Below are 23,276 nucleotides of genomic sequence, written 5' to 3' on the forward strand. Positions count from 1 at the left end.
ACCCCGCCGGTCTCACCCGATAAGGCGATCGATTGACAGGATCAAGTGCATGGATTTGAGTGCCTCTAACACCGCTGCACCTGCGCGTCATACACCGATTACCCGCAACCTGATATTCGTCGTCGGCCTGCTGTTTGTGGTCGGGGTGTTGATCGCGCTGATGGCTCTGTTCAGCATTGCCGGGCGGCTCGATGCCGAGGACCTGGCCAAGACCACGTTTTATACCCAGCGCGCGCTGGAAAACCGTATCACCGCGACGAAAAACTACATCACCAGTTATGCCAACTGGACGACGGCCTACGATCATCTGAACGGCGAGGTCGATGTGCAGTGGGCCTACGTCGAGCAGAACCTGGGTAAAACCCTGTTCACCATGGACCTCTACGATGGCGTTTTCGTGGTCGATCGTCAGCGAACCAAATACGCCGTGGTGCGCGGGCTGCTGGTTCAGGATGAGGCGACAACCTATTTGTCGACCTCTATGACGACGCTTATAGAGGAGCTTCAAAGTCAGGAGAGCCTCATCGAGCCCGTCAGCCGGTACACCTTGTTCGAAGGCAAACCGGCGCTGTTGACGGCAGCCGCGATCGTGCCCAATGACGAACGCCCGGCGGTCGATCCCAAGAGCACCTCGATGCTGATATACGTCGATCAGTTAATCCCTGAAAAGCTCAGTACCTTGAGTGCCGATTACGGTTTGCATGACTTGAGCCTGATGTCCGACGGCACTATTGCGCCCGGTCAACCGGCCGTTGCCCTTGCCGGCACCGATTACAGCCTGGTCTCCCGGCTCGAGCAGCCGGGTCACCAATTGCTCTGGTCGCTGCTGCCGCCACTGGGCGGGGCGCTGCTGATTCTGGGGTTGTTGACCGCTTACTTCTTTCGATATGTCCTGCGCACGTCCGGGCATGTGGATGCCAGTTACACCAGCCTCGATTTGTCGAACCAGGCGCTGGAGGCCAGTGAAGAACGCTTTCGTGCGGTGGCCGAGGCCGCGTCTGACTGGATCTGGGAAATCGACGATCAGCATTGCATCACTTATCTGTCGGGGCGCTTCAGCACCGTCACCGGGTTTTCCGATCAGCAATGGCTGGGGCAGAACATCGGGCAACTGCTCAACTGCGACACAACGCCCTTGTCGCTGTGGCTGAACAAGCTCGATGAAGAACAGGCCGTCAGCCACTTGCGCTGTTCCTATCGCGATCAGTCCGGACAACAACGGGTCTGTCGGGTGTCGGCGCGACCGATCCAGCGCAAGGGCACAGTGCTGGGTTTTCGCGGGACGGCCAGCGACATCACTGATGAGGTCGCCGCCCATGCGCAGATCCAGCACCTGTCGATGCACGACGCACTGACTGGCCTGCCGAACCGCAACAAACTGGCGCGCTATCTCGAAGACGCGCTGGCGCTGAAAGAGCAATCGGCGGCGCTGACGCTGTTGATGATCGACCTGGATAACTTCAAGCCGATCAACGATTCCCTCGGTCACCCGGCCGGCGATGCGGTATTGCTGGAGGTTGCCATTCGTTTGCGCGAGTGCACGCGGGACATCGATCTGGTTGCCCGATTGGGTGGCGACGAGTTTGTGCTGGCGCTCCACGGCATGGACAGCCACGCGGAAATCGACCGGTTTTGCGAGCGCTTGCTCGACAGCCTGCATCAACCGATTCATCACGATCACCACACGCTGCACATTGGCGCGAGCATCGGTATCGCCCTGAGTCGGCGCCAGGGGCACCTTGCGGAGGAGCTGATTCGCTGTGCCGATATCGCGTTGTATCAGGCCAAGTCCAATGGCAAGAAGACCTGGCGCTACTTTGCGGCGCACATGAACGATCAGATCCAGCATCGCCGACAACTGGAAAGCGACCTGCGTCAGGCGATCAAGCACAACGAATTCGTGATGCATTACCAGCCGCGTTATCACATCGATGGCAAGCAGATCGTCTCGGTCGAAGCGCTGCTGCGCTGGCAGCATCCGGTGCAAGGCTTGTTGAGCCCTGATGCGTTTATTCCGTTGGCCGAGCAGACCGATCTGATTGTGCCATTAGGCCGTTGGGTGTTGCGCGAGGCGTGTGAGACGGCCCTGACCTGGCCCGGTGCGATGATGGTGTCGGTCAACCTGTCGCCGGTGCAATTTGCCCGTAGCGATGTGATCGAGGATGTCCGGGAGGCGTTGATCCACAGCCGATTGCCCGCCAGTCGACTGGAACTGGAGATCACTGAAAACGTGATGCTCATCGACGTCGATGGTGCCCTGGCGACCATGACTGCGCTCAAGGAGTTGGGCGTACGGCTGAACATGGACGACTTCGGCACCGGTTATTCTTCGCTGGGTTACCTGCGCACGTATCCGTTCGATGGGATCAAAATCGACAAGCGCTTCATTGCGTCCATGAGCAACGGCAGTAATGACCGCGCCGTGGTGCAGGCGATCATCAATCTGGGCAAGGCCATGGGGCTGACCGTCACCGCAGAGGGCGTCGAAACACTGGAGCAGCTGGACTTCCTGATCTCGGACCAGTGCCATGAAGTGCAGGGGTTCTATCTCAGTCGGCCGGTGGACAAGCATGCGCTGCTGCCATTGCTCAAGGCATCAAGAGAGGATTTTGCAGCGCAGGGCACGCACCTTTAGTCGCCTGTTTCGTGCGCCATGGCAACTGCCGTGGCGCACCCCGGTCACAACTGGATATCGCCCAATCCGTTGCGAGCGTCGGATCATGAAGAACCTGAAAATCGCCACCTTCAACGTCAACGGCATGCGCGCCCGCTTGCCGAATCTATTGGCCTGGCTTGCGCGGGAGCAGCCAGACGTCGCCTGCTTGCAGGAACTCAAATCGGTGGACGGCGCATTCCCCGTCGCCGAACTGGAGGCGGCCGGGTATGGCGCCGTCTGGCACGGCCAGGTGTCGTGGAACGGGGTGGCGATTCTGGCGCGCGATGCGCAACCATTGGAGAGCCGGCGCGGTTTGCCGGGTGATGACAGCGATACCCATAGCCGCTACGTGGAAGCTGCCGTGCACGGGATTGTGGTGGGTTGTCTGTATCTGCCCAATGGCAATCCGCAGCCGGGACCGAAGTTCGATTACAAACTGGCGTGGTTCGAGCGGCTGATCTCGCACGCCAAGGACCTGCAGAGCAGCGACCATCCGGTGGTGCTGGCCGGCGACTACAACGTGGTGCCCACCGATCTGGATATCTACAACCCGCGCTCCTGGCTCAAGGACGCGCTGCTGCAACCCGAGAGTCGCGCGTGTTATCAGCGATTGCTGGATCAGGGCTGGACCGATTCCCTGCGTCATCTGTATCCGGAAGAGCGAATCTATACCTTCTGGGATTACTTCCGTCAGCACTGGCAGAAAAACTCGGGGTTGCGCATCGATCATCTGCTGCTCAACCCGGTACTGAGTCCTTACCTGCAAGAGGCCGGCGTCGACGCCTGGGTTCGTAACGAACCTCATGCCAGCGATCATGCGCCGGCATGGATTCGATTGGGGGCGCGCAAACGGCGATAGTCTTGGCGTGTGCGGCGATTGGCTAAATCAATTGTCAGTCCGACCGTGTTTTCCCTTATACATGGCGCCCATCGGCGGAGCGATCCGCGGAACTCTGCATAAAGGATTGAGCGATGAGCGAGACACGACTGACGAATCTTGCGCTGTACCTGCAACGCCTGGGCTTCGACGCACCCCCGGCGCCTACCCTGGAAACCCTGCGCCAACTGCAACTGCGCCACACCGGTGCCTTCCCGTTCGAAAACCTCACCACGTTATTGGGCGAACCGGTGCGCATCGATCTGCCGTCCATAGAGCAGAAAGTCCTGCACGACGGTCGCGGTGGCTACTGCTACGAACTCAACAACCTGTTCCTGGCCTTGCTTCAGACTCTGGGCTTCGACGCACGTGGCATCACCGGTCGCGTGGTCATGGGCCAGTCTGAAGGCGCGTGGACCGCTCGCACCCACCGCTTGAGTCTGGTGACCCTCGACGACGTGCGCTACATCACTGACGTCGGCTTCGGCGGCATGGTGCCCACCGCACCGCTGATGCTGGATACCGAAGCCGAGCAATTCACCCCCCACGAACCCTATCGCATCGAACCGCATGCCGATGGCTACACCTTGCGCGCCAACGTTGGAGGTGAATGGCGGGCGATGTACATCTTCGATCTGCAGCGTCAGGAAGACATCGATTACACCCTCGGCAACTGGTATGTCTCGACCCACCCCGAATCGTCCTTCGTGAAACAACTGATGGTGGCGCGGACGGGGGAGGGATGGCGACGCACACTGAATAACGGCAGTTTTGCGATTCATCGCATGGGCAGCGAGAGCGAACGGCGGGAGGTAGCGGATGTGGATGAGTTGATCGGGTTACTGGAAAGTGAATTCGGGATTCGAGTGCCGGCACAGGAAGTGTTGAAGCGGGTGCTTGATCGGTTGATTGAGCCTGTGTAGCAAGTAAGTTGAGCTCCACGCAAAGGGGGGGATTTGATCAATCCACCCCTTTTTCTTTTGTCGATCCAGGCGTCTTTAGGAATGAAGAGGTTCAGGCTGGAGGCGCATGGGCAAAAGGGTGGCATGGACACATGTCCATAATCTGACTGGTTAGTTGTATACAACTCTATAGACATTTGTCCTGAGTTTTGAATACAGTGTGCGCACAACAAAAACCAGGGATTCCCCCAACCATGAAAATGCCCCATGTTTCACACCAACGGCCTGAAGATGAAAATCTCGGGATCGGCGCGAATATGGCTTATGGCCTGCAACACGTTCTGACCATGTACGGCGGTATCGTTGCGGTGCCTTTGATCATCGGCCAGGCGGCCGGGCTCTCGCCGGCGGACATCGGTTTGTTGATTGCTGCTTCATTGTTTGCAGGGGGGCTGGCGACATTGCTGCAAACCCTGGGTTTGCCGTTTTTCGGTTGTCAGTTGCCGCTGGTGCAGGGCGTGTCGTTCTCTGGCGTTGCGACCATGGTGGCGATTGTCAGCAGTGGTGGGGAGGGCGGCTTTCAGTCGATTCTCGGGGCGGTGATTGCCGCGTCGCTGATTGGCTTGTTGGTCACGCCGGTGTTCTCACGAATCACCAAGTTCTTTCCGCCGCTGGTGACGGGCATTGTGATCACCACGATCGGCCTGACGCTGATGCCGGTGGCCGCGCGCTGGGCCATGGGCGGCAACAGCCATGCCCCGGACTTCGGCAGCATGGCAAACATTGGTCTGGCGGCGGTGACGCTGGTGCTAGTGCTGCTACTGAGCAAGATCGGCAGTGCGACCATCTCTCGTTTGTCGATTCTCCTGGCCATGGTCATTGGCACTGTCATCGCGGTGTTCCTCGGCATGGCGGACTTTTCGTCCGTCGCCCAAGGTCCGATGTTCGGCTTCCCGACGCCGTTTCATTTCGGCATGCCGACCTTCCATTTCGCCGCAATCTTGTCGATGTGCATCGTGATCATGGTGACCCTGGTGGAAACCTCGGCGGACATTCTGGCCGTCGGTGAAATCATCGACACCAAAGTCGACTCCAAACGCCTGGGCAACGGCCTGCGCGCCGATATGCTGTCGAGCATGATCGCGCCGATCTTCGGCTCCTTCACCCAGAGTGCTTTCGCCCAGAACGTCGGGCTGGTGGCCGTGACCGGGATCAAGAGCCGTTTCGTGGTGGCCACCGGCGGTGTGTTCCTGGTGGTGCTCGGATTGCTGCCCTTCATGGGCCGGGTCATCGCCGCCGTGCCGACCTCCGTCCTCGGCGGCGCCGGTATCGTGCTGTTCGGCACCGTGGCGGCCAGCGGCATTCGGACGCTGTCCAAGGTCGACTACCGCAACAACGTCAACCTGATCATCGTCGCCACCTCCATCGGCTTCGGCATGATCCCCATCGCCGCACCGAACTTCTACGAGCACTTCCCCAACTGGTTTGCGACGATCTTCCACTCGGGTATCAGTTCCTCGGCGATCATGGCCATCGTGCTGAACCTGACCTTCAACCACCTCACTGCCGGCAATTCGGACCAACAATCGGTGTTTGCGGCCGGTACCGAGCGCGTCTTGCGCTATCAGGATCTGGCGGCGTTGCGGGAAGGGGATTACTTCAGCGAAGGTAAGCTGCGTGACTGCGACGGGAATGAGATTCCGGTGGTGGAGGCGGACCATGGGCATGCCGAGCCAAGGGCGATGCCGGCGAAAAGCAGTGAGCATGTCTGACGGCGGTATCCGGTAAAAAGGCGGTAGATCAAAAGATCGCAGCCTGCGGCAGCTCAGGAGATTCGTGTGTGATGCGATCCCCTGAGCTGCCGCAGGCTGCGATCTTTTGACTTTATGACGGCCACAAAAAAGCCCCTGAACCTTTCGATTCAGGGGCTTTTCGATCTTGCTGTCTGGCTCACGACCTGGACTCGAATGAAAACTTAAGTACCTGTTTTTACAATAAATTAATGCTGATTTATAAAATCTCTATCCCTACGATTATCCTAATCAAGACAGTATTTTATGCGAGTTCTTTCAGTACCTCATGAGCACGGCAGCGGCGACAGTAGAAAGTTAGCAACCTAACGTTAGGCCTATTTCACTGAGGAGAATGCAGCGCTGTGAAACGGCTGACTGCTTGTGGCCGATTCCAGAGGGTGGTTCATAGGTGCGCAACCTGAGCGCTGTCTTATGAAGAAGTACTAATTTATGATGCCGCATTGATAAATTTGGAAACGGCATCATGAGTACACGTTCCGACCTCCTGACCAGCGCTGAGATTCTGTTGCGTACCAAGGGCTACGCAGCCTTCAGCTATGCCGATCTGGCGGAAGACATCGGTATCAAGAAGGCGAGTATTCACCACCACTTTCCCACCAAAGAAAGTCTGGCGATTGCCATCGTTGAGAGTTATCTGTTCCGGTTCAAGAATCAGCTGGAATGCATCAACGATGAAAATACCGGCATTATCGATCGGTTCAATGCCTTCGCCTTGATGTTCGCGCAAAGCAGTAAAAACGCGATGCTTCCGCTCTGCGGCGCCCTGGCGGCGGAATTGCTGGCTTTGCCTGAAAGCCTAAAGGAATTGACGCGAGACTTTTTCGAAATCCATCTCAATTGGCTTCAGGCCAATATCGCACTGGGCCAAGCGGCAGGGGAACTCAAAGCTGAGCTGGACGGCGTGAAGGTTGCCAGGTTCATCTTGAATACGTTGGAAGGTGGCAGCTTTGTATCTTGGGCGCTGAACGACAATTACGAACAGTCTTCTGGATTTGATTTCATTTTAGATGGACTTCGGGTTACCGAAACGCATCACTGAGGTTCGATCAGCTTTTTTCTGCGTCATAAAACGACCGATTCTGCCCCTGCTGGCTCGGTCCGTTTTCCCGCCTCGTAAGTGGTTTCAGCCGCTCAGCTCACACTCTCTGAATTCTTTTTGTGTGCACTCAATCTGACGAGCGTACGTCTGGTCTCGCGTTTGGGTTGCGGATACCTACCCATGTCTACACTTCCGGTGTGTGACCAGAAGTACAAGATTAAGTAGAAATTACTGCATTGTTATCGCAGTTATCCCTATTCAGGAAAACTCTGTCGAAGCTGTTTTTTTGGGGGGGATTGGTTAGAAGAATAATCTCTTGATCACAAACCTACTAGTTGGTAGGCTTGTTTCTCTTCCGGGCCGAGCGCCCGGTCCATCCGAAGAGGAATGAACACATGAGCAACAACCTGAATGGTATCGATGTCGCCGTACTCCAGCAGTTTGCCCAAGGCGTTGCTGAGGATGCGACCAAACGCCACGCGAGCTTCAACGTAAAGACTCAGTGGAAGGGCCAGACTCGCTCTGTGGCCAAAGTCAATCGCTACAGTCTGGCCGGTGAAACCTATTCGCGGGATTTCGAAATCGTCGCCGATGAGCCTAATGAGTTGCTGGGCCAAAACACTGCGCCTAACCCTCAAGAGCTGCTGATGGCCGCTCTCAACGCCTGCATGTCGGTCGGTTATGCCGCCAATGCCGCGATGATGGGGATCAAGATTCACAGCCTGGAAATCGAGACTGACGGCACCCTCGACCTGCGAGGCTTCCTGGGCCTCGACGAGAGCGTCAACCCGGGCTACGACGAAGTGAGTGTGATGATTCGACTGCACACCGACGCCTCCCGTGAGCGCGTTGAAGAGCTGCACAACGTGGTGCTCAAAACCTCTGTCAACTACGCCAATTTTTCGAAAGCTATCCGTATGGTGCCGACCCTAGAAGTGCGTGAGGGCTGATTCGCTCGTTTCAAAGAGATTCAAACCTTGCGTGCACCAGCAGGCAGCCAGCCGCCTTGGTGCCGACCCTAATTAGTTCTGGATAACCGGAGTCTGCAATGAACGATTTTTTCAAAGGTAAAAAACTGCTAGTTGTCGGTGGCACCAGTGGCATGGGCTTGGAAACGGCCCGCATGGTGCTCAAGGCAGGCGGCAGCGTGGTGCTCACCGGCAGCAAGCAAGACAAGGCCGATGCGGTGCGTAACGAGCTGAGTCCGCTGGGCCCTGTGTCGGTGATCGTCGCCAACCTGATGACTGAAGAGGGCATGAATTTAGTTCGCAAGGAAATCAATGCCAACCATAGCGATATCAGCCTGATGGTGAACTCCGCCGGGATCTTTATTCCCAAGCCGTTCACCGAGCACGATGAGGCCGAGTACGACATGTACCTGTCTCTGAACCGTGCAACCTTCTTCATCACTCAGGCTGTGGTCAAGAACATGCTGGCCGCCAAGCTTGAAGGGGCAATTGTCAACGTCGGATCCATCGGTGCACAGGCTGCATTGGCAGGTTCGCCGGCCTCTGCCTACTCCATGGCAAAGGCAGGTCTGCATGCGCTGACACGCAACCTGGCAATTGAATTGGCTCACTCGGGTATCCGGGTCAACGCCGTCTCGCCAGGGATCGTTCACACCTCGATCTATGAAGGGTTCATGGACAAAGAGGCGATCCCGGAAGCGATGAAGTCGCTGAACGATTTCCACCCGTTGGGACGAGTCGGCGTTCCTGAAGACGTCGCCAACACCATCCTGTTCCTGCTGTCGGACAAGACGTCCTGGGTGACCGGCGCAATCTGGGACGTGGATGCTGGAATTATGGCTGTTCGGGCCTGACCACAGTGGCGAGCGCGGCCTGATGAAAGCTCCCATCGTGGGAGTTTTCACGCCTTCACTCAGTTCAAGTGAAAGAAGGCTGATGCTGGCCGCAGGAGTCTTCAATGTCGATCACGACAAAAGCAGCGCTGTTGAGAGTCGCGGAAACCCAAATGCGCTCCAAGGGCTATTCCGCGTTCAGTTATGCCGATCTTGCGGCGCAGATCGGTATTAGAAAAGCCAGTATTCACCATCACTTCCCGACCAAGGAAAGTCTGGGCGCGGAGCTGATCAAGGACTACATCAAACGCTTCGATGCGAACCTCAGTTCGATCGAAGAAATGAATACTGATCCGTTGTTGCGGCTTCGTGGTTTTGCCCGGCTTTTCATCATCAGCGCCAACGAGGGGCTGCTGCCCTTGTGTGGTGCCCTGGCGGCAGAAATGGCGGCACTGCCGCTGTCGCTGCAAGGGCTCACTCGGGCGTTCTTTGATACCCAGCTCAATTGGCTTCAGGTCACCCTCAATGCAGGGGGCCGGCAGCGCAACTGGTCGCTGGACAAACCCGTTGAGACCTACGCGTTCATGCTGCTGAGCAGCCTAGAGGGCGCGAGCCTTATCGATTGGACATTGGGCCGATCAACCGACCCGTTGGCAGGCTTCGATCATTTGCTTGAAACGCTGGTAACGCGGTCTTGATTTCTTTGAGTACAGGACGAGTCATGCAAACTTCTTTGAAAAAATATGCAGTGGATATCTGGTCTGATTTTGTTTGCCCTTGGTGCTGGGTAGCCAAGCGTCGATTCGAGCAGGCGCTCGATAAATTTGCTGAAAAAGACAATGTACAAGTCAACGTCAGAGCCTATCGTCTGGCGGCGAATCACGCACCAGAGCCTATGATCGCTGCCCTTAAACGCAAGCTCGGCAATCCGGATTCCGCTGTCGCGATGATGAACACCGTCAGTAAATATGGCCGGGCCGATGGGCTTGATTATCGCTTTGACAGCATGCTGTTTGGCGATACTGCAGATGCCCATGTACTGGTCAAGGCGGTTGCGGACGAAGCCGTTAAAAAACGCCTGGTCGAGGCGCTGTATGAGCAAAGCACCTCCCATGGTCAGTCGCTGTTTGATCGCGGCAGCCTGGAGGCCATAGCCAAGGCTGTAGGTGTTTTGGACGCGTCAATTCAACGGGCGTGGTCATCCGCTGAATTGCGCGTAGAGATGGAGGAGGACGAACATATCCCCGCGCAACTAGGTTCGGGCGTGCCTTTGTTTGTATTCGACAATGCCTTCTCATTGTCCGGTGCTCAGCCTGAGGCTGCTTTTCTTGAAGCGCTGAACAAGATGCAGGAGAAGTCGAAAGTCGAAGATGACGCATTCAGCGGTCAAGTCTGCGGCATAGATGGCTGCAAAGTTTGATCAGTAGAAGCAGTGCGGCACCGGGTTGTGCCGCCCTTCATCCGTATTGAGAGCGAGATCCAAATGAGTCGTATCGTTGAGTTGAGTGCTCAGCATTTCGCCCGCTATGTGGCCAAAGGCAGCAGCGTCGTGCTGTTTTCTGCGTCCTGGTGCAAGCCTTGTCAGGAGATGAAGCCGGTCTTTCATGCTTTGGAAGAAAAACTTCACTCCCTGGCGGCTTTTGCAAAGATTGATGTGGCGGTGTCTCCGACGATCGCGCAAATGTACGGTATCCGGGCGGTGCCATCCTTGGCGGTGTTCCATGAGGGGCGGTTGCTGCGGGTCATGCCCGGATCCCGTTCAGTTGGAGCAATGAAAAAAGCCATTCTTGCGGAGTTGGAAGAGGCGATTTAACCGAACCTCCTCCATCAGCGGTCAGGCTGATCAGCCTGGCGTTCTTTTTCATCCCACGGGTGTGGATTTGCCCCGGACCAGTTAACGATGGGATGAGCGCGGTCTTCGTTGAAGATTTCCGTTAACAGCGCGTTGGCCCGTTTGTAGGCGTCATGCTTGAACTCGGTATCATCCACCGGCTGCGCGGCCATTATTTCCAGCATCTCCAGGTTCAGGCGACGGAATCGATCCGCTCGTTCTCGGGCTTCGTAACGACCAATGCCCAGTTGCTCCAATGCCCTGCGGCCCAAGGACAATGCGAAAGCAGGGGCGAGGAGCACCGTGGACAGTCACAGGCGTCAGCCAGCGCATCTGGCAGTAGGTCGCGGTCGCATGCAGGGGGTGGGCAAGCACCGAAAACCCGGGGGTGGTCACCCATGTCGAACTGGTCGTGCTCGCCGCCGGTGGTCACGGCCCACAACAAGCTCTCACCTTTGAGTGCGGTGGCGCCTTTGCCATAGGCCCACCCTTGGGTGAAGACTTTATCGATCCACAATTTCAGCAGCGGCGGGCAGCTGTACCAGTACAGCGGATGTTGCAGGACCAGAAGCTCAGCCTGTTCTAGGGCTTGCTGCTCGGCTTGGACATCGATGTTGAAGTCCGGGTACAGGTCATAAAGGGAGCGTATGACCACATCCGGGTTATTGGCTTGAGCATCACCTCGTTAACCTTGGATTTGTCGGGGTAAGGGTGAGCGTAAATGATCAGAATCATTGGGAGCATTCCACGACAAATCGCGAGTTCATTCAGAACGAAAAAACTCTCTGGTCGTTGGGCATGAAGATGCCCACCGACCAGAGAGTCGCTTTTTGGGGATGGAACCCTTTATTTACCTACTTGCAGTTTCAATACGTCCTGCGCAGTCACGGGTTCGCCAGCGATTCCCCAATCTCCGCTTTTGACCTCTTCGAAGATGACCCAGGTGAGGGCGCGCATGTTTTCACCTTCCACAGACACCATGGCGTCCGTCACTTTCTGGATGACTTCGGCTTTCTGCTTGTCGGTAAAAACGCCTTCAATGCCTTTGATGGTAACGAGAGGCATGGTGTGATCCTTAATGTCTGAAGTGGGCGGTGGTGAAACAGCGAATAATCAGGCTTTGGCTGCAACGTATTCCGGGTAGTCGGTGTAACCCTTGGCAATGCGATCGCTGACACCGTAGTAAGTCGCGCGATCACCCTCTGCCAGTGGCCAGCCGTTCTGCATGCGCTCTACCAAATCGGGATTGGCGATGTAGGCCGTACCGAAGGCGATCAAGTCGAGTTCACCTTTAACCAGTTCCGACTCAGCGAGGGCTTGGTTAAACCCACCGGCGGCCATCAAGGTGCCCTTGTAGGCTTCACGGAACGCGGCGCCGAACCCCGGCGGCGTTTCAGCGGCGACGATGGTTGGTTGGTAGTTCAGGTGGACGTAGGCCAGTTCGCGTTCATTAAGCGCTGCCGCCATGCTCATCCAGGTTTCTGCTTCACCTTCGTACACACCAAAGTCATACAGGCGGCCAAACGGCGAGAACCGTACGCCAATCTTCGAGCCGCCGATTTCGGCAGAAATCGCGTCAATGGTTTCCAGCAGAAAGCGCTGGCGATTGGCGATCGAGCCACCGTACTGGTCGGTACGGGTGTTCAAGGCGCTGCTGAGGAACTGATCGAACAGGAACCCGTTGGCAGCCATGATTTCGATACCGTCAAAACCGGCCTCCATCGCCATGCGCGCAGACTTCACAAAGTCAGTGATGACACGTTTCACTTCATCCGTTTCCAGCGCACGGGGCACGCTGGGTTGCACAGGACCGGATTCGCCAGGCTCGATCCAGGCATATACCGTGGTATCGACCGCCGGCTGAGTACCCGAAGAAACCGGAACCATGCCATGCACCGAAATATGGGACATACGGCCAACGTGCCATAACTGCGCGAAGATCTTCCCGCCCTTGGCATGCACCGCGTCGGTGACCTGACGCCAGCTTGGCAAGTGTTCGTCGGCATAAATACCTGGGGTGTACAGGTAGCCACGGGCTTCGTCGGAAATCGGCAGGCCTTCGGTGATCAGCAGACCAGCAGAAGCGCGCTGTGCGTAATACAGCGCGGTGAACTCGTTAGGGATGTTGTCTAGCGTCCGGGTGCGGGTCATGGGGGCCATGACGACCCGGTTTTTTAGCGCAGTACCGGACAGATCGTAAGGGGTGAGCAGCTTATTCATGATTAGTCTCGAAGTCGTTAACAGGTTGAAAGTCAGCGTTTGATTTACGACTTATCGAATGCATCCAGCACATGTGTGCTGTACACCAACGCGGCACCGGCGTTCATGTTGATTGCCACGCCCAGTGCTTCGGCGACTTCTTCACTGGTGACGCCAAGTTTCTTGGCTTCGGCGGCGTGGAAGGCGATGCAACCGTCGCAGCGGGTGGTCACGGCCACGGCGAGGGAGATCAGTTCCCGGGTCTTCGCGTTCAGGTGATTGGTCTTGCCGCCGGCAGCGCCGAGCGACGCCATGCCTTTCATTGTTTCCGGAGACAGGCCGTTTAGTTCTACCAAGCGAGTATTGATGTCTTTGCGGGTTTGCTTCCAATCGTGCATGGGGTTCTCACAGGGATGGTGTTGATTACAGTTATCTAAAAACTTGTTAATAAACTACCATCCAGTTGGTAGGTAAACAATGTGCTCGTACTGATTTTCACTATCAACGCAATCGAAGGTATTGATAATTTGCTCCCGAACAATAGGAAAATCGCTTCATGTGGATGACGATTACTGGACTGTTGATTGTCAGCACCACTTGCTGTCAGGCATCGTCGAGACGCTCACATACTGATTGCCGCGAAGCACCGTCATGGGTCTATTCACACTGGACAACCCCGTCTACCCACCAATGCCATGATCAAACTCCTCTCGAAGCCAAACCTTTAAAACCTTCCCCACGTCATCCCGCCATGAATGCTGAGTGTTATCAGGGATCAAGGCCCCTGCGACCTGTGAGGGTTGTCCACTAACGCGGGACTGGCGACTCCTTACGACCGGGAGCTTGGGCATCTCATGATCTGGCCTCCTGAACACTTCCGAGGAAGTGGGCGGGTGGAGGCTGCGCTGGCTGACGAGACCGGCGCCGCGAGATCCTGAGTCGGGTGAAGGCAGTGATGCGATGACCGGGGCATGCCTGACTGTCAGTCAGGTGCAGTCCATTCCCTGGGCTGCGGCACCATCATCTGCATCGCTGTTGCTGGTGACTTCGGTGTTTGTAACGCCGATTGTCACGAGGGGGAATGCCGCAAAGCCTTGTACGAGGTGGGCTGCAGCAGTGGTAGGAGCGCCTGTCTCTTTCCGGGAGTAAGAGACGGGCGCAGGTTGGCGCAGTGAAATGGCCGCGCGGATAGGTTGCTGCAGGGCAGTTGGGTAGGGGGATGTATTTGCCGCATGGCAATGATCTGAAGTGGGCATCCATCACTCGGTGAGTGACCGTGCGAGCCGCCGGACGCTAATCGTACTTTGGGAGAACCACCACGGCGTGGCGTAGCCTTAAAGGTTTTGGCTACCTGGGTTGCTGTCAACGACAGCGCTTTGCCCGACCTTTTCTACGCCTGTGGAGAATTCGGGTCAAGGCTCGAATTTTCGGGAGTTCTGCGGCTGTGGATGAAATTATCCACTAATGGAAATCAGTGGTTTTCCACAGACAATTGCGTGGGCTTTAGATTTTTTAAGTGAGGTCCATCCAGACAGGGCGGCTTTGCAGCCCTGTCTGGATGGACCCGCGTGGACAAGCGGATCACTGAGATATGAGAACCGAGCGCTTACTCAGTTGCGCCACGTTTTGCTTTTAGTCGAGTGACATTCGCACTCGTCTGATTGGCGAATTCGCGTGGGCTGACATGCTTCTGCTGATTAGCCTCAAGGTAGCGACTCCACCAGTTCATGATCAGTCTGCGCTCCTCAATGAACTCAGCCTTGTGGATGTAGGCCGCTCGGACGTTGTTGCGTTCCTTGTGGCTCATCTGCCGCTCGATGGCTGTGTCCGTCCACAAACCCGACTCGATCAGTGCGCTGCAGGCCATCGAACGAAAGCCATGGCCACAGATCTCGGTTTTGGTGTCGTACCCCATCTTCCGAAGCGCGCTGTTCACGGTGTTTTCGGACATTGGTTTCCAAGACTTGGTATCGCCTGCGAACACCAAGTCAAATTTGCCTGTGATTGCGTGGATCTGCTCGAGCAGGGCGATCGCTTGCGGCGATAAGGGTACAAGATGGATATCGCCTGCCATCTTCGTACCCCTTGTGGAAAAGGGTACGCCTTCCAACGCTGGTCGCGTGTCGGGTATTTCCCAGACGCCACGTTTGAGGTCGAACTCGCTCCAGCGGGCGAAGCGCATCTCGCTGGAGCGTACAAACACGTGCAGCGACAACAAGACCGTCAGCCGGGTAAGTGCGCGGCCTTTATAGGTGTCGATCCGCTCCTGCAATTCAGGCAAGCGCGATAAGGATAAGGCGGGGCGGTGGACGACCCGCGAGGCTTTGATCGAGCCTACGAGGTCGTAAGCAGGGTTTACGGTGATAAGCCGGAGTCGCTTTGCCTCGCGCATGATGCTCTGCAGGTAGTTTTGTACCCTTAAAGCAATGTCTATCGTTCCGCGCTTCTTAATCGCGTCCAGGGGCCGCATAAGGTCGTGGGTATCAAGGTCGACAATGGCGCGGGCGCCGATTAGCGGGAAGAGGTGAGTTTTGGGGCGACTCATCACTATCTTGGAATAGTCCGGTGCCCACTTGGCTGACATTTCCGTGTGCCAGCCGAGGGCAACACTTTCAAAGGTGCGGCCTTTGATCAGAGCGTCCGTCTTGGCTTGGTTCTTGGCGCCTATGGGGTCAATGCCATCCGCCAGCATTCGCTTGACCTCCAAGCGCTTGCGGCGCGCATCGGCGAGGCCAACGATGGGGTAGTTGCCGAATGAGGTCAGTCCTTCCCGGCCATCAGGTTTGACGTATCTGAGACGCCAGCCTTTGCGGCCATTGGGTTGGACTAGGAGGTAAAGGCCGTCGCCGTCGAAAAGCTTGTAGGCGCGGTCTGTGGGCTTGGCCGAAGGCAAGCGGCGTTGGAGAGTGGAGTAGTAGTGCGCGACCGAATTGACCTTTATCCCAAACTCTACCCTTAAAACGGCTGGTACCCACCAGATCCGACGGAGCGCCAAAACGAAAAAACCCGCCAGAAGGCGGGTTTTTCGGTGGTTTCAGAGATTTTTAAAGCTTTCTCTGGAACCTTGTCTGGCTCCACGACCTGGACTCGAACCAGGGACCCAGTGATTAACAGTCACTTGCTCTACCAACTGAGCTATCGCGGAATGGCGTCTATGTTACTGATTCAAAAAGAGAAGTCAAGCCTCTGTTGGCTGTTTGAGGTTTTCATCGGATCAGAGGGGGTTATTGGCCATCGGCGGTTACCAGAAACGCGTTAGAGGTCTACCATGGTCGCCCGGAAGTGGTGACACGCGCTGCCGGCCCTCAGCCGAAAAGGTATGCGCCATGAATCACCCAGCCCTCACACCTCAAAACAGCGGGGTGTTCGCATGAGCATCGCTCAGATCAGCCTGCCCAAAGGCGTTGGTCCGCACGCCGAGAAACTGTTCGACGCTATCACTCAGGCCAGCACCGCTGGCGAATTGAACCGCGCGGGCGGCAAGGCCGAAGGTTTTGTCCTGGGCCTGGAAAGCACCAAAGCGATCAAAAGCCAGGTGGCCGAGTTGCTTTATGTGGCTTACGACGACGCGGCCAGCCAACGCGCGAACGAACTGGTCTAACCGCCGAAGGTAATGGTGGCGAGCATCAGTTTGGCGTACAGCGTCGTGGCGGCCAGTTGCACCAGCCACAACGCCAGACCGCCAAGGAATACGCCCGCAGCTATTTGCAGCACCAGGTTATTACCGCGTTTGGCCGAGGAGCGGGGCACGAAGTGGTCCAGCTCGTCGCGGTCGGCGCGTAGGTCATCGTTTTTCATGTGGGTTCTCAAGAATTCTCGGGTGTACACAAAACCTGTGGGAGCGAGCCTGCTGGCGGAGGCATCTCTTGTATCTATGTGGCAGAAAGACCGCTATCGCGAGCAGGCTCGCTCCCACATCTGATTTGAGTGGAGTTTAAAGGGCGCAGCTGCTGCTTTGAGATTTATCTGCGATCCATAAAAAAACGGGAAGCCATGTGGCCTCCCGTTTTCAATCACGCAACGACTCAGATCACCTGAACGATGGCCTTGGTCACGGCGTCGATGTTGCTCTGGTTCAGCGCGGCAACGCAGATGCGGCCGGTGTCCAGGGCATAGATGCCGAACTCGTTGCGCAGACGGGTCACTTGCTCAACCGTCAGGCCGGAGTAGGAGAACATGCCGCGCTGGCGACCGACGAAGCTGAAGTCGCGCTGGGGAGCGTTTTTCGCCAGCAGGTCGACCATCTGGATGCGCATGCCGCGAATCCGCAGGCGCATTTCTGCCAGTTCCTCTTCCCACTGAGCGCGCAGTACCGGGCTGTTCAGCACGGCGGCGACGATGCTTGCACCGTGGGTCGGCGGGTTGGAGTAGTTGGTGCGGATCACGCGTTTGACTTGCGACAGCACGCGCGCGCTTTCTTCTTTCGATTCGCTGACGATCGACAGGGCGCCAACGCGCTCGCCGTACAGCGAGAAAGATTTGGAGAACGAGCTGGAGACGAAGAAGGTCAGGTCCGATTCGGCGAACAGGCGCACGGCCGCGGCGTCTTCATCGATACCGTCGCCAAAGCCCTGGTAGGCCATGTCGAGAAATGGCACGTGACCTTTGGCCTTGACCACTTCCAGCACGTTTTTCCAGTCCGTCGGGCTCAGGTCCACGCCGGTTGGGTTGTGGCAGCAAGCGTGCAGCACAACGATGGAGCCGGACGGCAGGGCGTTCAAGTCTTCCAGCAAGCCGGCGCGGTTAACGTCGTGGGTCGCAGCGTCGTAGTAGCGATAGTTCTGCACCGGGAAACCGGCGGTTTCGAACAGCGCGCGGTGGTTTTCCCAGCTCGGGTCGCTGATTGCTACAACGGCGTTCGGCAACAGTTGCTTGAGGAAGTCGGCACCGATTTTCAGCGCGCCGGTACCGCCGACGGCTTGGGTGGTGATGACCCGGCCAGCAGCGATCAGCGGCGAATCATTGCCGAACAGCAGTTTCTGCACGGCCTGGTCGTAGGCGGCGATGCCGTCGATCGGCAAGTAACCACGGGAAACGTGTTGAGCGGCGCGAATCGTCTCGGCTTCGACAACGGCGCGCAGGAGTGGAATTCGCCCCTCCTCGTCGCAGTAAACACCGACCCCCAGGTTGACCTTGTTGGTACGGGTATCGGCATTAAATGCTTCGTTGAGGCCCAGGATTGGATCGCGTGGTGCCATTTCGACAGCGGAGAACAGGCTCATTATTGCGGCGGCTCTGAATGGAGTGTGGAGGGACGTGTCGCGCTCCAGCCGAATGCACTAGAGCGGTGCACAAACGGGGAGCTAGTATAGAGGTCATCAGCGATTGATGGCGACAGGCGATTCGGCTTTTACGGTAAGTTTTTCGAATTATTTTTCGATCGTTGGTCGAGTGATGTCGTCAAAGGTTCTACCCGATGTAGGACGTTTACCTTGAAAGCGATGGCAATCGGCTCCACATTGAGCACAATCCAGTTTTTTCCTCGGGCGACATCGGTCGTTTGCGGTCTTTCTCGTTCCTGTCCGGTGTAACCGGACAAGAGTGAACTAGAGGTATGTATGTCTGAATTCCAGCTAATCACCCGCTTCGAGCCCGCCGGCGATCAGCCGGAAGCCATCCGCCTGATGGTCGAGGGCATTGAGGCCGGGCTGGCGCACCAGACGTTGCTCGGTGTGACGGGCTCGGGCAAGACCTTCAGCATCGCCAACGTGATCGCCCAGATACAGCGCCCGACGCTGGTGCTGGCGCCCAACAAGACGCTAGCCGCGCAGTTGTATGGCGAATTCAAGGCGTTCTTCCCGAACAACGCGGTTGAATACTTCGTCTCCTATTACGACTACTACCAGCCCGAAGCCTACGTACCGTCGTCCGACACCTTCATCGAGAAGGATGCCTCGATCAACGACCACATCGAGCAGATGCGCCTGTCCGCGACCAAGGCACTGTTGGAGCGCAAGGACGCGATCATCGTCACCACGGTGTCGTGCATCTACGGTCTGGGCAGTCCGGAAACCTATTTGAAGATGGTGTTGCACGTCGATCGCGGCGACAAGCTCGACCAGCGCGCGCTATTGCGTCGCCTGGCCGACCTGCAATACACCCGCAACGACATGGACTTCGCTCGCGCGACCTTTCGGGTGCGCGGCGATGTGATTGATATCCATCCGGCGGAATCCGATTTCGAAGCGATCCGCATCGAGCTGTTTGATGATGAAGTGGAGAGCCTGTCCGCCTTCGACCCGTTGACCGGTGAAGTCATCCGCAAACTGCCGCGTTTCACCTTCTATCCGAAGAGCCATTACGTGACCCCGCGGGAAACCCTGCTCGAGGCCACCGAAGGAATCAAGGTCGAATTGCAGGAGCGCCTGGAATACCTGCGTTCCAATAACAAACTGGTGGAAGCCCAGCGACTGGAGCAACGCACCCGGTTCGATCTGGAGATGATCCTCGAACTGGGTTATTGCAATGGCATCGAAAACTATTCGCGCTACCTGTCGGGGCGTGAGTCCGGCCAGGCGCCACCCACGTTGTTTGACTATCTGCCGGCCGACGCTTTGCTGGTAATCGACGAGTCTCACGTCAGCGTGCCGCAAGTCGGCGCCATGTATAAAGGTGACCGTTCCCGGAAGGAAACGCTGGTCGAGTACGGCTTCCGCCTGCCGTCCGCGCTGGACAACCGGCCGATGCGTTTCGATGAGTTCGAAAGCATCAGTCCCCAAACGATTTTTGTCTCGGCCACGCCGGGAAATTACGAGGCGGAGCACGCCGGTCGAGTGGTCGAGCAATTGGTGCGCCCAACCGGTCTGGTGGACCCGCAAATCGAAATCCGTCCGGCGTTGACTCAGGTCGACGATTTGCTCTCGGAAATCACCAAGCGTGTCGCCCTGGAAGAGCGGGTGCTGGTCACCACGCTGACCAAGCGCATGTCCGAAGACTTGACCGATTACCTGGCCGACCACGGCGTACGCGTGCGTTATCTGCACTCGGACATCGACACCGTGGAGCGGGTCGAAATTATCCGTGACTTGCGTCTCGGCGTCTTCGATGTGCTGGTGGGAATCAACCTTCTGCGTGAAGGTCTGGACATGCCGGAAGTCTCGCTGGTGGCGATTCTCGATGCCGACAAGGAAGGCTTCCTGCGTTCCGAGCGCTCGCTGATCCAGACCATCGGCCGGGCGGCGCGTAACCTCAATGGGCGGGCGATTCTGTATGCGGATCGCATCACCGGTTCCATGGAGCGGGCGATCGGCGAGACCGAGCGTCGTCGCGACAAGCAGATCGCCTTCAACCTGGCCAATGGCATCACGCCGAAGGGAGTGTTCAAGGACGTCGCCGACATCATGGAAGGCGCGGTCGTGCCGGGTTCGCGCAGCAAGAAGCGCAAGGGCATGGCCAAGGCCGCCGAGGAAAGTGCCAAGTACGAGGCCGAACTGCGCTCGCCGAGCGAGATCAGCAAACGCATTCGCCAGTTGGAAGAAAAGATGTACCAGCTCGCCCGCGACCTGGAATTCGAAGCCGCGGCGCAGCTGCGCGACGAAATCGGCAAGTTGCGGGAGCGGTTGTTGGTCGTTTGATCTTTGTGTTGTCTGTGAGGGCCTCTTCGCGGGCAAGCCTCGCTCCTACGGGGGCTGTATCGTTCCCCATTTTGCGACCTACACGTATCTGTAGGAGCGAGGCTTGCCCGCGAAAGGCGCGCCACGGTCCAAAGCCCTGGCGCAATCCAGACATCAATCTTCTTAAATACCCTGCTGACTGGAGCCGGGCAGCTATCGCCTGTTACCATTCGCCTCTTGTTTGATCTTCGCTTTTATTCTTTTTGAGACATGCCATGACCACCGTCCGCACTCGCATCGCGCCATCGCCTACCGGGGACCCCCACGTAGGTACCGCTTACATCGCTTTGTTCAACTACTGCTTTGCCAAGCAGCATGGCGGTGAGTTCATCCTGCGGATCGAAGACACCGATCAACTGCGTTCGACCCGCGAGTCCGAACAGCAGATTTACGACGCCCTGCGTTGGTTGGGTATCGACTGGAGCGAAGGCCCGGACGTCGGAGGCCCGCACGGTCCTTACCGTCAAAGCGAGCGCGGCGACATCTATCAGAAGTACTGCCAGCAATTGGTCGACATGGGCCATGCCTTCCCGTGCTTCTGCACGGCCGAAGAATTGGACCAAATGCGCGCCGAGCAAATGGCGCGTGGCGAAACCCCGCGTTACGACGGCCGTGCGCTGTTGCTCTCCAAGGAAGAAGTCGCGCGCCGCCTGGCCGCCGGTGAACCACACGTCATCCGCATGAAAGTGCCGACCGAAGGCGTGTGCGTAGTGCCGGACATGCTGCGTGGCGACGTCGAGATCCCGTGGGATCGCATGGACATGCAAGTGCTGATGAAGACCGACGGCCTGCCAACGTACTTCCTGGCCAACGTGGTCGATGACCACTTGATGGGCATTACCCACGTTCTGCGCGGTGAAGAGTGGCTGCCTTCGGCACCGAAACTGATCCTTTTGTACGAGTACTTCGGCTGGGAACAACCACAGCTGTGCTACATGCCGCTGCTGCGTAATCCGGACAAGAGCAAGCTGTCCAAGCGCAAAAACCCGACCTCGGTAACGTTCTACGAGCGCATGGGCTTCATGCCGGAAGCGATGCTCAACTACCTGGGCCGCATGGGCTGGTCGATGCCGGATGAGCGCGAGAAGTTCTCTCTGCAGGAAATGGTCGATAACTTTGACCTCAAGCGTGTCTCTCTCGGTGGACCGATTTTCGACATCGAAAAACTGTCGTGGCTCAACGGTCAATGGCTGCGTGACCTGCCGGTGGAAGAGTTCGCCGCTCGTCTGCAAAAGTGGGCACTGAACCCTGAATACATGATGAAGATCGCACCGCATGTGCAGGGTCGGGTTGAAATCTTCAGCCAGGTCGCACCGCTGGCCGGTTTCTTCTTCGCCGGTGGCGTGAATCCGGACGCCAAGCTGTTCGAATCCAAGAAGCTCTCGGGCGATCAGGTTCGGCAGTTGATGCAACTGATCCTGTGGAAACTGGAAAGCCTGCGTCAGTGGGAGAAGGACAGCATTACCGCGACGATTCAGGCTGTAGTCGAATCGCTGGAGTTGAAACTGCGTGACGCCATGCCGCTGATGTTCGCTGCGATCACAGGCCAGGCCAGTTCGGTATCGGTACTCGATGCGATGGAAATCCTCGGTCCGGACTTGACCCGTTTCCGTCTGCGCCAGGCTATCGACCTGCTGGGCGGCGTGTCGAAGAAGGAAAACAAGGAGTGGGAAAAGCTGTTGGGCGCCATCGCCTGACACCTGTAGGCGCCGGCTTGCCGGCGAAGGCGACCTCGAAGCTTGCATCGATCTTGCGGTCGTCTTCGCTGGCAAGCCAGCTCCTACAGGGGAAAAAACTCCGGATTTGCGGGGGGAGGGCGGTAAGTGATTGTTATGTGGGCAAAAAATTTTGAAAATTGTTGAAAATAAGTTTGACAGTCTTCCGATGCGCCATTAAGATTCGCCCCGTCCTCAGCGATGAGGGGCTATAGCTCAGCTGGGAGAGCGCTTGCATGGCATGCAAGAGGTCGACGGTTCGATCCCGTCTAGCTCCACCAATTTACACTTCAAGGTCTGGCCACACCGGCCTTGAAGCGATCAACACTCAGCGTTGATCAGTTGTATAGAAGGGTTTGCGTCCCCTTCGTCTAGTGGCCTAGGACACCGCCCTTTCACGGCGGTAACAGGGGTTCGAGTCCCCTAGGGGACGCCAGTTTTACAGAAGCGATGTTGCAAGATGTCGCTCCGCCGCGAGGCGAAAAATCCGGGGCTATAGCTCAGCTGGGAGAGCGCTTGCATGGCATGCAAGAGGTCGACGGTTCGATCCCGTCTAGCTCCACCAATTTTACAGTTCAAGGTCTGGCCACACCGGCCTTGAATCGATCAGCTCTCAGCACTGATCAATTGTATAGAAGGGTTTGTGTCCCCTTCGTCTAGTGGCCTAGGACACCGCCCTTTCACGGCGGTAACAGGGGTTCGAGTCCCCTAGGGGACGCCACGATTACCCGCTCTGCGGGATTTTTAAGGGTCATTCAATTATTGAATGGCCCTTTTGTTTGTCTGGCGTTTGGCCAACTCTCCTTTTTCCTTAAAACCATTTCTCTTC

Annotated in this window: 18 protein-coding genes, 5 tRNA genes and 3 pseudogenes; 17 read left to right on the top strand and 9 right to left on the bottom strand. The window is 57.1% G+C overall.

Going from position 1 to position 23,276, the window contains the following annotated elements:
• The first annotated feature begins 49 nt into the window (after window positions 1–49).
• From CKW20_RS06020 to CKW20_RS06065, 10 genes are all read left to right on the top strand, one after another.
• Window positions 50–2,635: an EAL domain-containing protein gene (locus CKW20_RS06020; RefSeq protein ID WP_095052103.1), complete on the top strand. Its 2,586-nt coding sequence runs from the start codon at window positions 50–52 to the stop codon at window positions 2,633–2,635.
• Window positions 2,636–2,720: 85 nt separating this feature from the next.
• Window positions 2,721–3,515 (top strand): exodeoxyribonuclease III, encoded by a 795-nt coding sequence (gene xth, locus CKW20_RS06025; RefSeq protein ID WP_095052104.1) that lies wholly within the window; start codon window positions 2,721–2,723, stop codon window positions 3,513–3,515.
• Window positions 3,516–3,628: 113 nt separating this feature from the next.
• Complete coding sequence (locus CKW20_RS06030) at window positions 3,629–4,456, top strand: arylamine N-acetyltransferase (RefSeq protein ID WP_095052105.1); 828 nt, start codon at window positions 3,629–3,631, stop codon at window positions 4,454–4,456.
• Window positions 4,457–4,689: 233 nt separating this feature from the next.
• Window positions 4,690–6,207 (top strand): nucleobase:cation symporter-2 family protein, encoded by a 1,518-nt coding sequence (locus CKW20_RS06035; RefSeq protein ID WP_095052106.1) that lies wholly within the window; start codon window positions 4,690–4,692, stop codon window positions 6,205–6,207.
• A gap of 505 nt (window positions 6,208–6,712) precedes the next feature.
• Window positions 6,713–7,288 carry a TetR/AcrR family transcriptional regulator gene (locus CKW20_RS06040; RefSeq protein ID WP_095052107.1) on the top strand — a complete coding sequence of 192 codons (576 nt, stop codon included), beginning with the start codon at window positions 6,713–6,715 and terminating at the stop codon, window positions 7,286–7,288.
• Between the two features lie 395 nt (window positions 7,289–7,683).
• Window positions 7,684–8,238 carry an OsmC family protein gene (locus CKW20_RS06045; protein WP_095052108.1) on the top strand — a complete coding sequence of 185 codons (555 nt, stop codon included), beginning with the start codon at window positions 7,684–7,686 and terminating at the stop codon, window positions 8,236–8,238.
• 98 nt (window positions 8,239–8,336) lie between these two features.
• Window positions 8,337–9,110 carry an SDR family NAD(P)-dependent oxidoreductase gene (locus CKW20_RS06050; protein WP_095052109.1) on the top strand — a complete coding sequence of 258 codons (774 nt, stop codon included), beginning with the start codon at window positions 8,337–8,339 and terminating at the stop codon, window positions 9,108–9,110.
• Between the two features lie 104 nt (window positions 9,111–9,214).
• Window positions 9,215–9,787: a TetR/AcrR family transcriptional regulator gene (locus tag CKW20_RS06055; protein ID WP_095052110.1), complete on the top strand. Its 573-nt coding sequence runs from the start codon at window positions 9,215–9,217 to the stop codon at window positions 9,785–9,787.
• 23 nt (window positions 9,788–9,810) lie between these two features.
• Window positions 9,811–10,509, top strand: coding sequence for a DsbA family oxidoreductase (locus CKW20_RS06060; protein ID WP_095052111.1), 699 nt, complete (start codon window positions 9,811–9,813; stop codon window positions 10,507–10,509).
• Window positions 10,510–10,572: 63 nt separating this feature from the next.
• A complete protein-coding gene (locus CKW20_RS06065) occupies window positions 10,573–10,902 on the top strand; it encodes a co-chaperone YbbN (protein WP_095052112.1) in 330 nt (109 codons plus the stop codon).
• A gap of 14 nt (window positions 10,903–10,916) precedes the next feature.
• On the opposite strand, the pseudogene CKW20_RS06070 reads toward CKW20_RS06065, so the two are convergent.
• The 7 genes and pseudogenes from CKW20_RS06070 to CKW20_RS06105 form a co-directional block, all read right to left on the bottom strand.
• A pseudogene (locus tag CKW20_RS06070) lies at window positions 10,917–11,201 on the bottom strand (glutathione-regulated potassium-efflux system protein KefC); the annotation flags it as partial.
• A 16-nt stretch (window positions 11,202–11,217) separates the two neighbouring features.
• Window positions 11,218–11,655, bottom strand: a pseudogene (kefF, locus tag CKW20_RS06075) (glutathione-regulated potassium-efflux system oxidoreductase KefF); the annotation flags it as partial.
• A gap of 111 nt (window positions 11,656–11,766) precedes the next feature.
• Window positions 11,767–11,985 carry a 4-oxalocrotonate tautomerase family protein gene (locus CKW20_RS06080; protein ID WP_095052113.1) on the bottom strand — a complete coding sequence of 73 codons (219 nt, stop codon included), beginning with the start codon at window positions 11,983–11,985 and terminating at the stop codon, window positions 11,767–11,769.
• A 48-nt stretch (window positions 11,986–12,033) separates the two neighbouring features.
• On the bottom strand, window positions 12,034–13,140 hold the full coding sequence (locus CKW20_RS06085; protein WP_095052114.1) for an alkene reductase: 1,107 nt from the start codon (window positions 13,138–13,140) through the stop codon (window positions 12,034–12,036).
• A gap of 44 nt (window positions 13,141–13,184) precedes the next feature.
• Entirely contained in the window at window positions 13,185–13,517 is a 333-nt protein-coding gene (locus tag CKW20_RS06090; protein ID WP_095052115.1) for a carboxymuconolactone decarboxylase family protein, read from the bottom strand.
• 1,208 nt (window positions 13,518–14,725) lie between these two features.
• A pseudogene (locus CKW20_RS06100) lies at window positions 14,726–16,050 on the bottom strand (tyrosine-type recombinase/integrase).
• Window positions 16,051–16,188: 138 nt separating this feature from the next.
• Window positions 16,189–16,264: transfer RNA gene (locus CKW20_RS06105), tRNA-Asn, on the bottom strand.
• A 225-nt stretch (window positions 16,265–16,489) separates the two neighbouring features.
• Between CKW20_RS06105 and CKW20_RS06110 the strand changes: the two genes are divergently transcribed.
• Window positions 16,490–16,720 carry a hypothetical protein gene (locus CKW20_RS06110; protein ID WP_095052116.1) on the top strand — a complete coding sequence of 77 codons (231 nt, stop codon included), beginning with the start codon at window positions 16,490–16,492 and terminating at the stop codon, window positions 16,718–16,720.
• Here CKW20_RS06110 and CKW20_RS06115 read toward each other — a convergent pair.
• Together CKW20_RS06115 and CKW20_RS06120 are read right to left on the bottom strand one after the other, a co-directional pair.
• Entirely contained in the window at window positions 16,717–16,917 is a 201-nt protein-coding gene (locus CKW20_RS06115) for a hypothetical protein (RefSeq protein WP_095052117.1), read from the bottom strand. The genes CKW20_RS06110 and CKW20_RS06115 overlap by 4 nt on opposite strands.
• A 227-nt stretch (window positions 16,918–17,144) precedes the next feature.
• Window positions 17,145–18,341 carry an amino acid aminotransferase gene (locus CKW20_RS06120; protein ID WP_095052118.1) on the bottom strand — a complete coding sequence of 399 codons (1,197 nt, stop codon included), beginning with the start codon at window positions 18,339–18,341 and terminating at the stop codon, window positions 17,145–17,147.
• Between the two features lie 336 nt (window positions 18,342–18,677).
• Between CKW20_RS06120 and uvrB the strand changes: the two genes are divergently transcribed.
• The 6 genes from uvrB to CKW20_RS06150 all read left to right on the top strand — a co-directional run bounded on the left by uvrB (window position 18,678) and on the right by CKW20_RS06150 (window position 23,168).
• Window positions 18,678–20,693: an excinuclease ABC subunit UvrB gene (uvrB, locus tag CKW20_RS06125; RefSeq protein ID WP_095052119.1), complete on the top strand. Its 2,016-nt coding sequence runs from the start codon at window positions 18,678–18,680 to the stop codon at window positions 20,691–20,693.
• Between the two features lie 254 nt (window positions 20,694–20,947).
• Window positions 20,948–22,429 (top strand): glutamate--tRNA ligase, encoded by a 1,482-nt coding sequence (gene gltX / locus CKW20_RS06130; protein ID WP_095052120.1) that lies wholly within the window; start codon window positions 20,948–20,950, stop codon window positions 22,427–22,429.
• 223 nt (window positions 22,430–22,652) lie between these two features.
• Window positions 22,653–22,728, top strand: a tRNA-Ala gene (locus tag CKW20_RS06135).
• Between the two features lie 79 nt (window positions 22,729–22,807).
• Window positions 22,808–22,883 (top strand) — tRNA-Glu (locus CKW20_RS06140).
• A 53-nt stretch (window positions 22,884–22,936) separates the two neighbouring features.
• Window positions 22,937–23,012 (top strand) — tRNA-Ala (locus CKW20_RS06145).
• An 80-nt stretch (window positions 23,013–23,092) separates the two neighbouring features.
• Window positions 23,093–23,168 (top strand) — tRNA-Glu (locus tag CKW20_RS06150).
• The last annotated feature ends 108 nt before the right edge of the window (window positions 23,169–23,276 follow it).

This window comes from Pseudomonas sp. Irchel s3b2 (genome assembly GCF_900187445.1).
Lineage (GTDB): Bacteria > Pseudomonadota > Gammaproteobacteria > Pseudomonadales > Pseudomonadaceae > Aquipseudomonas.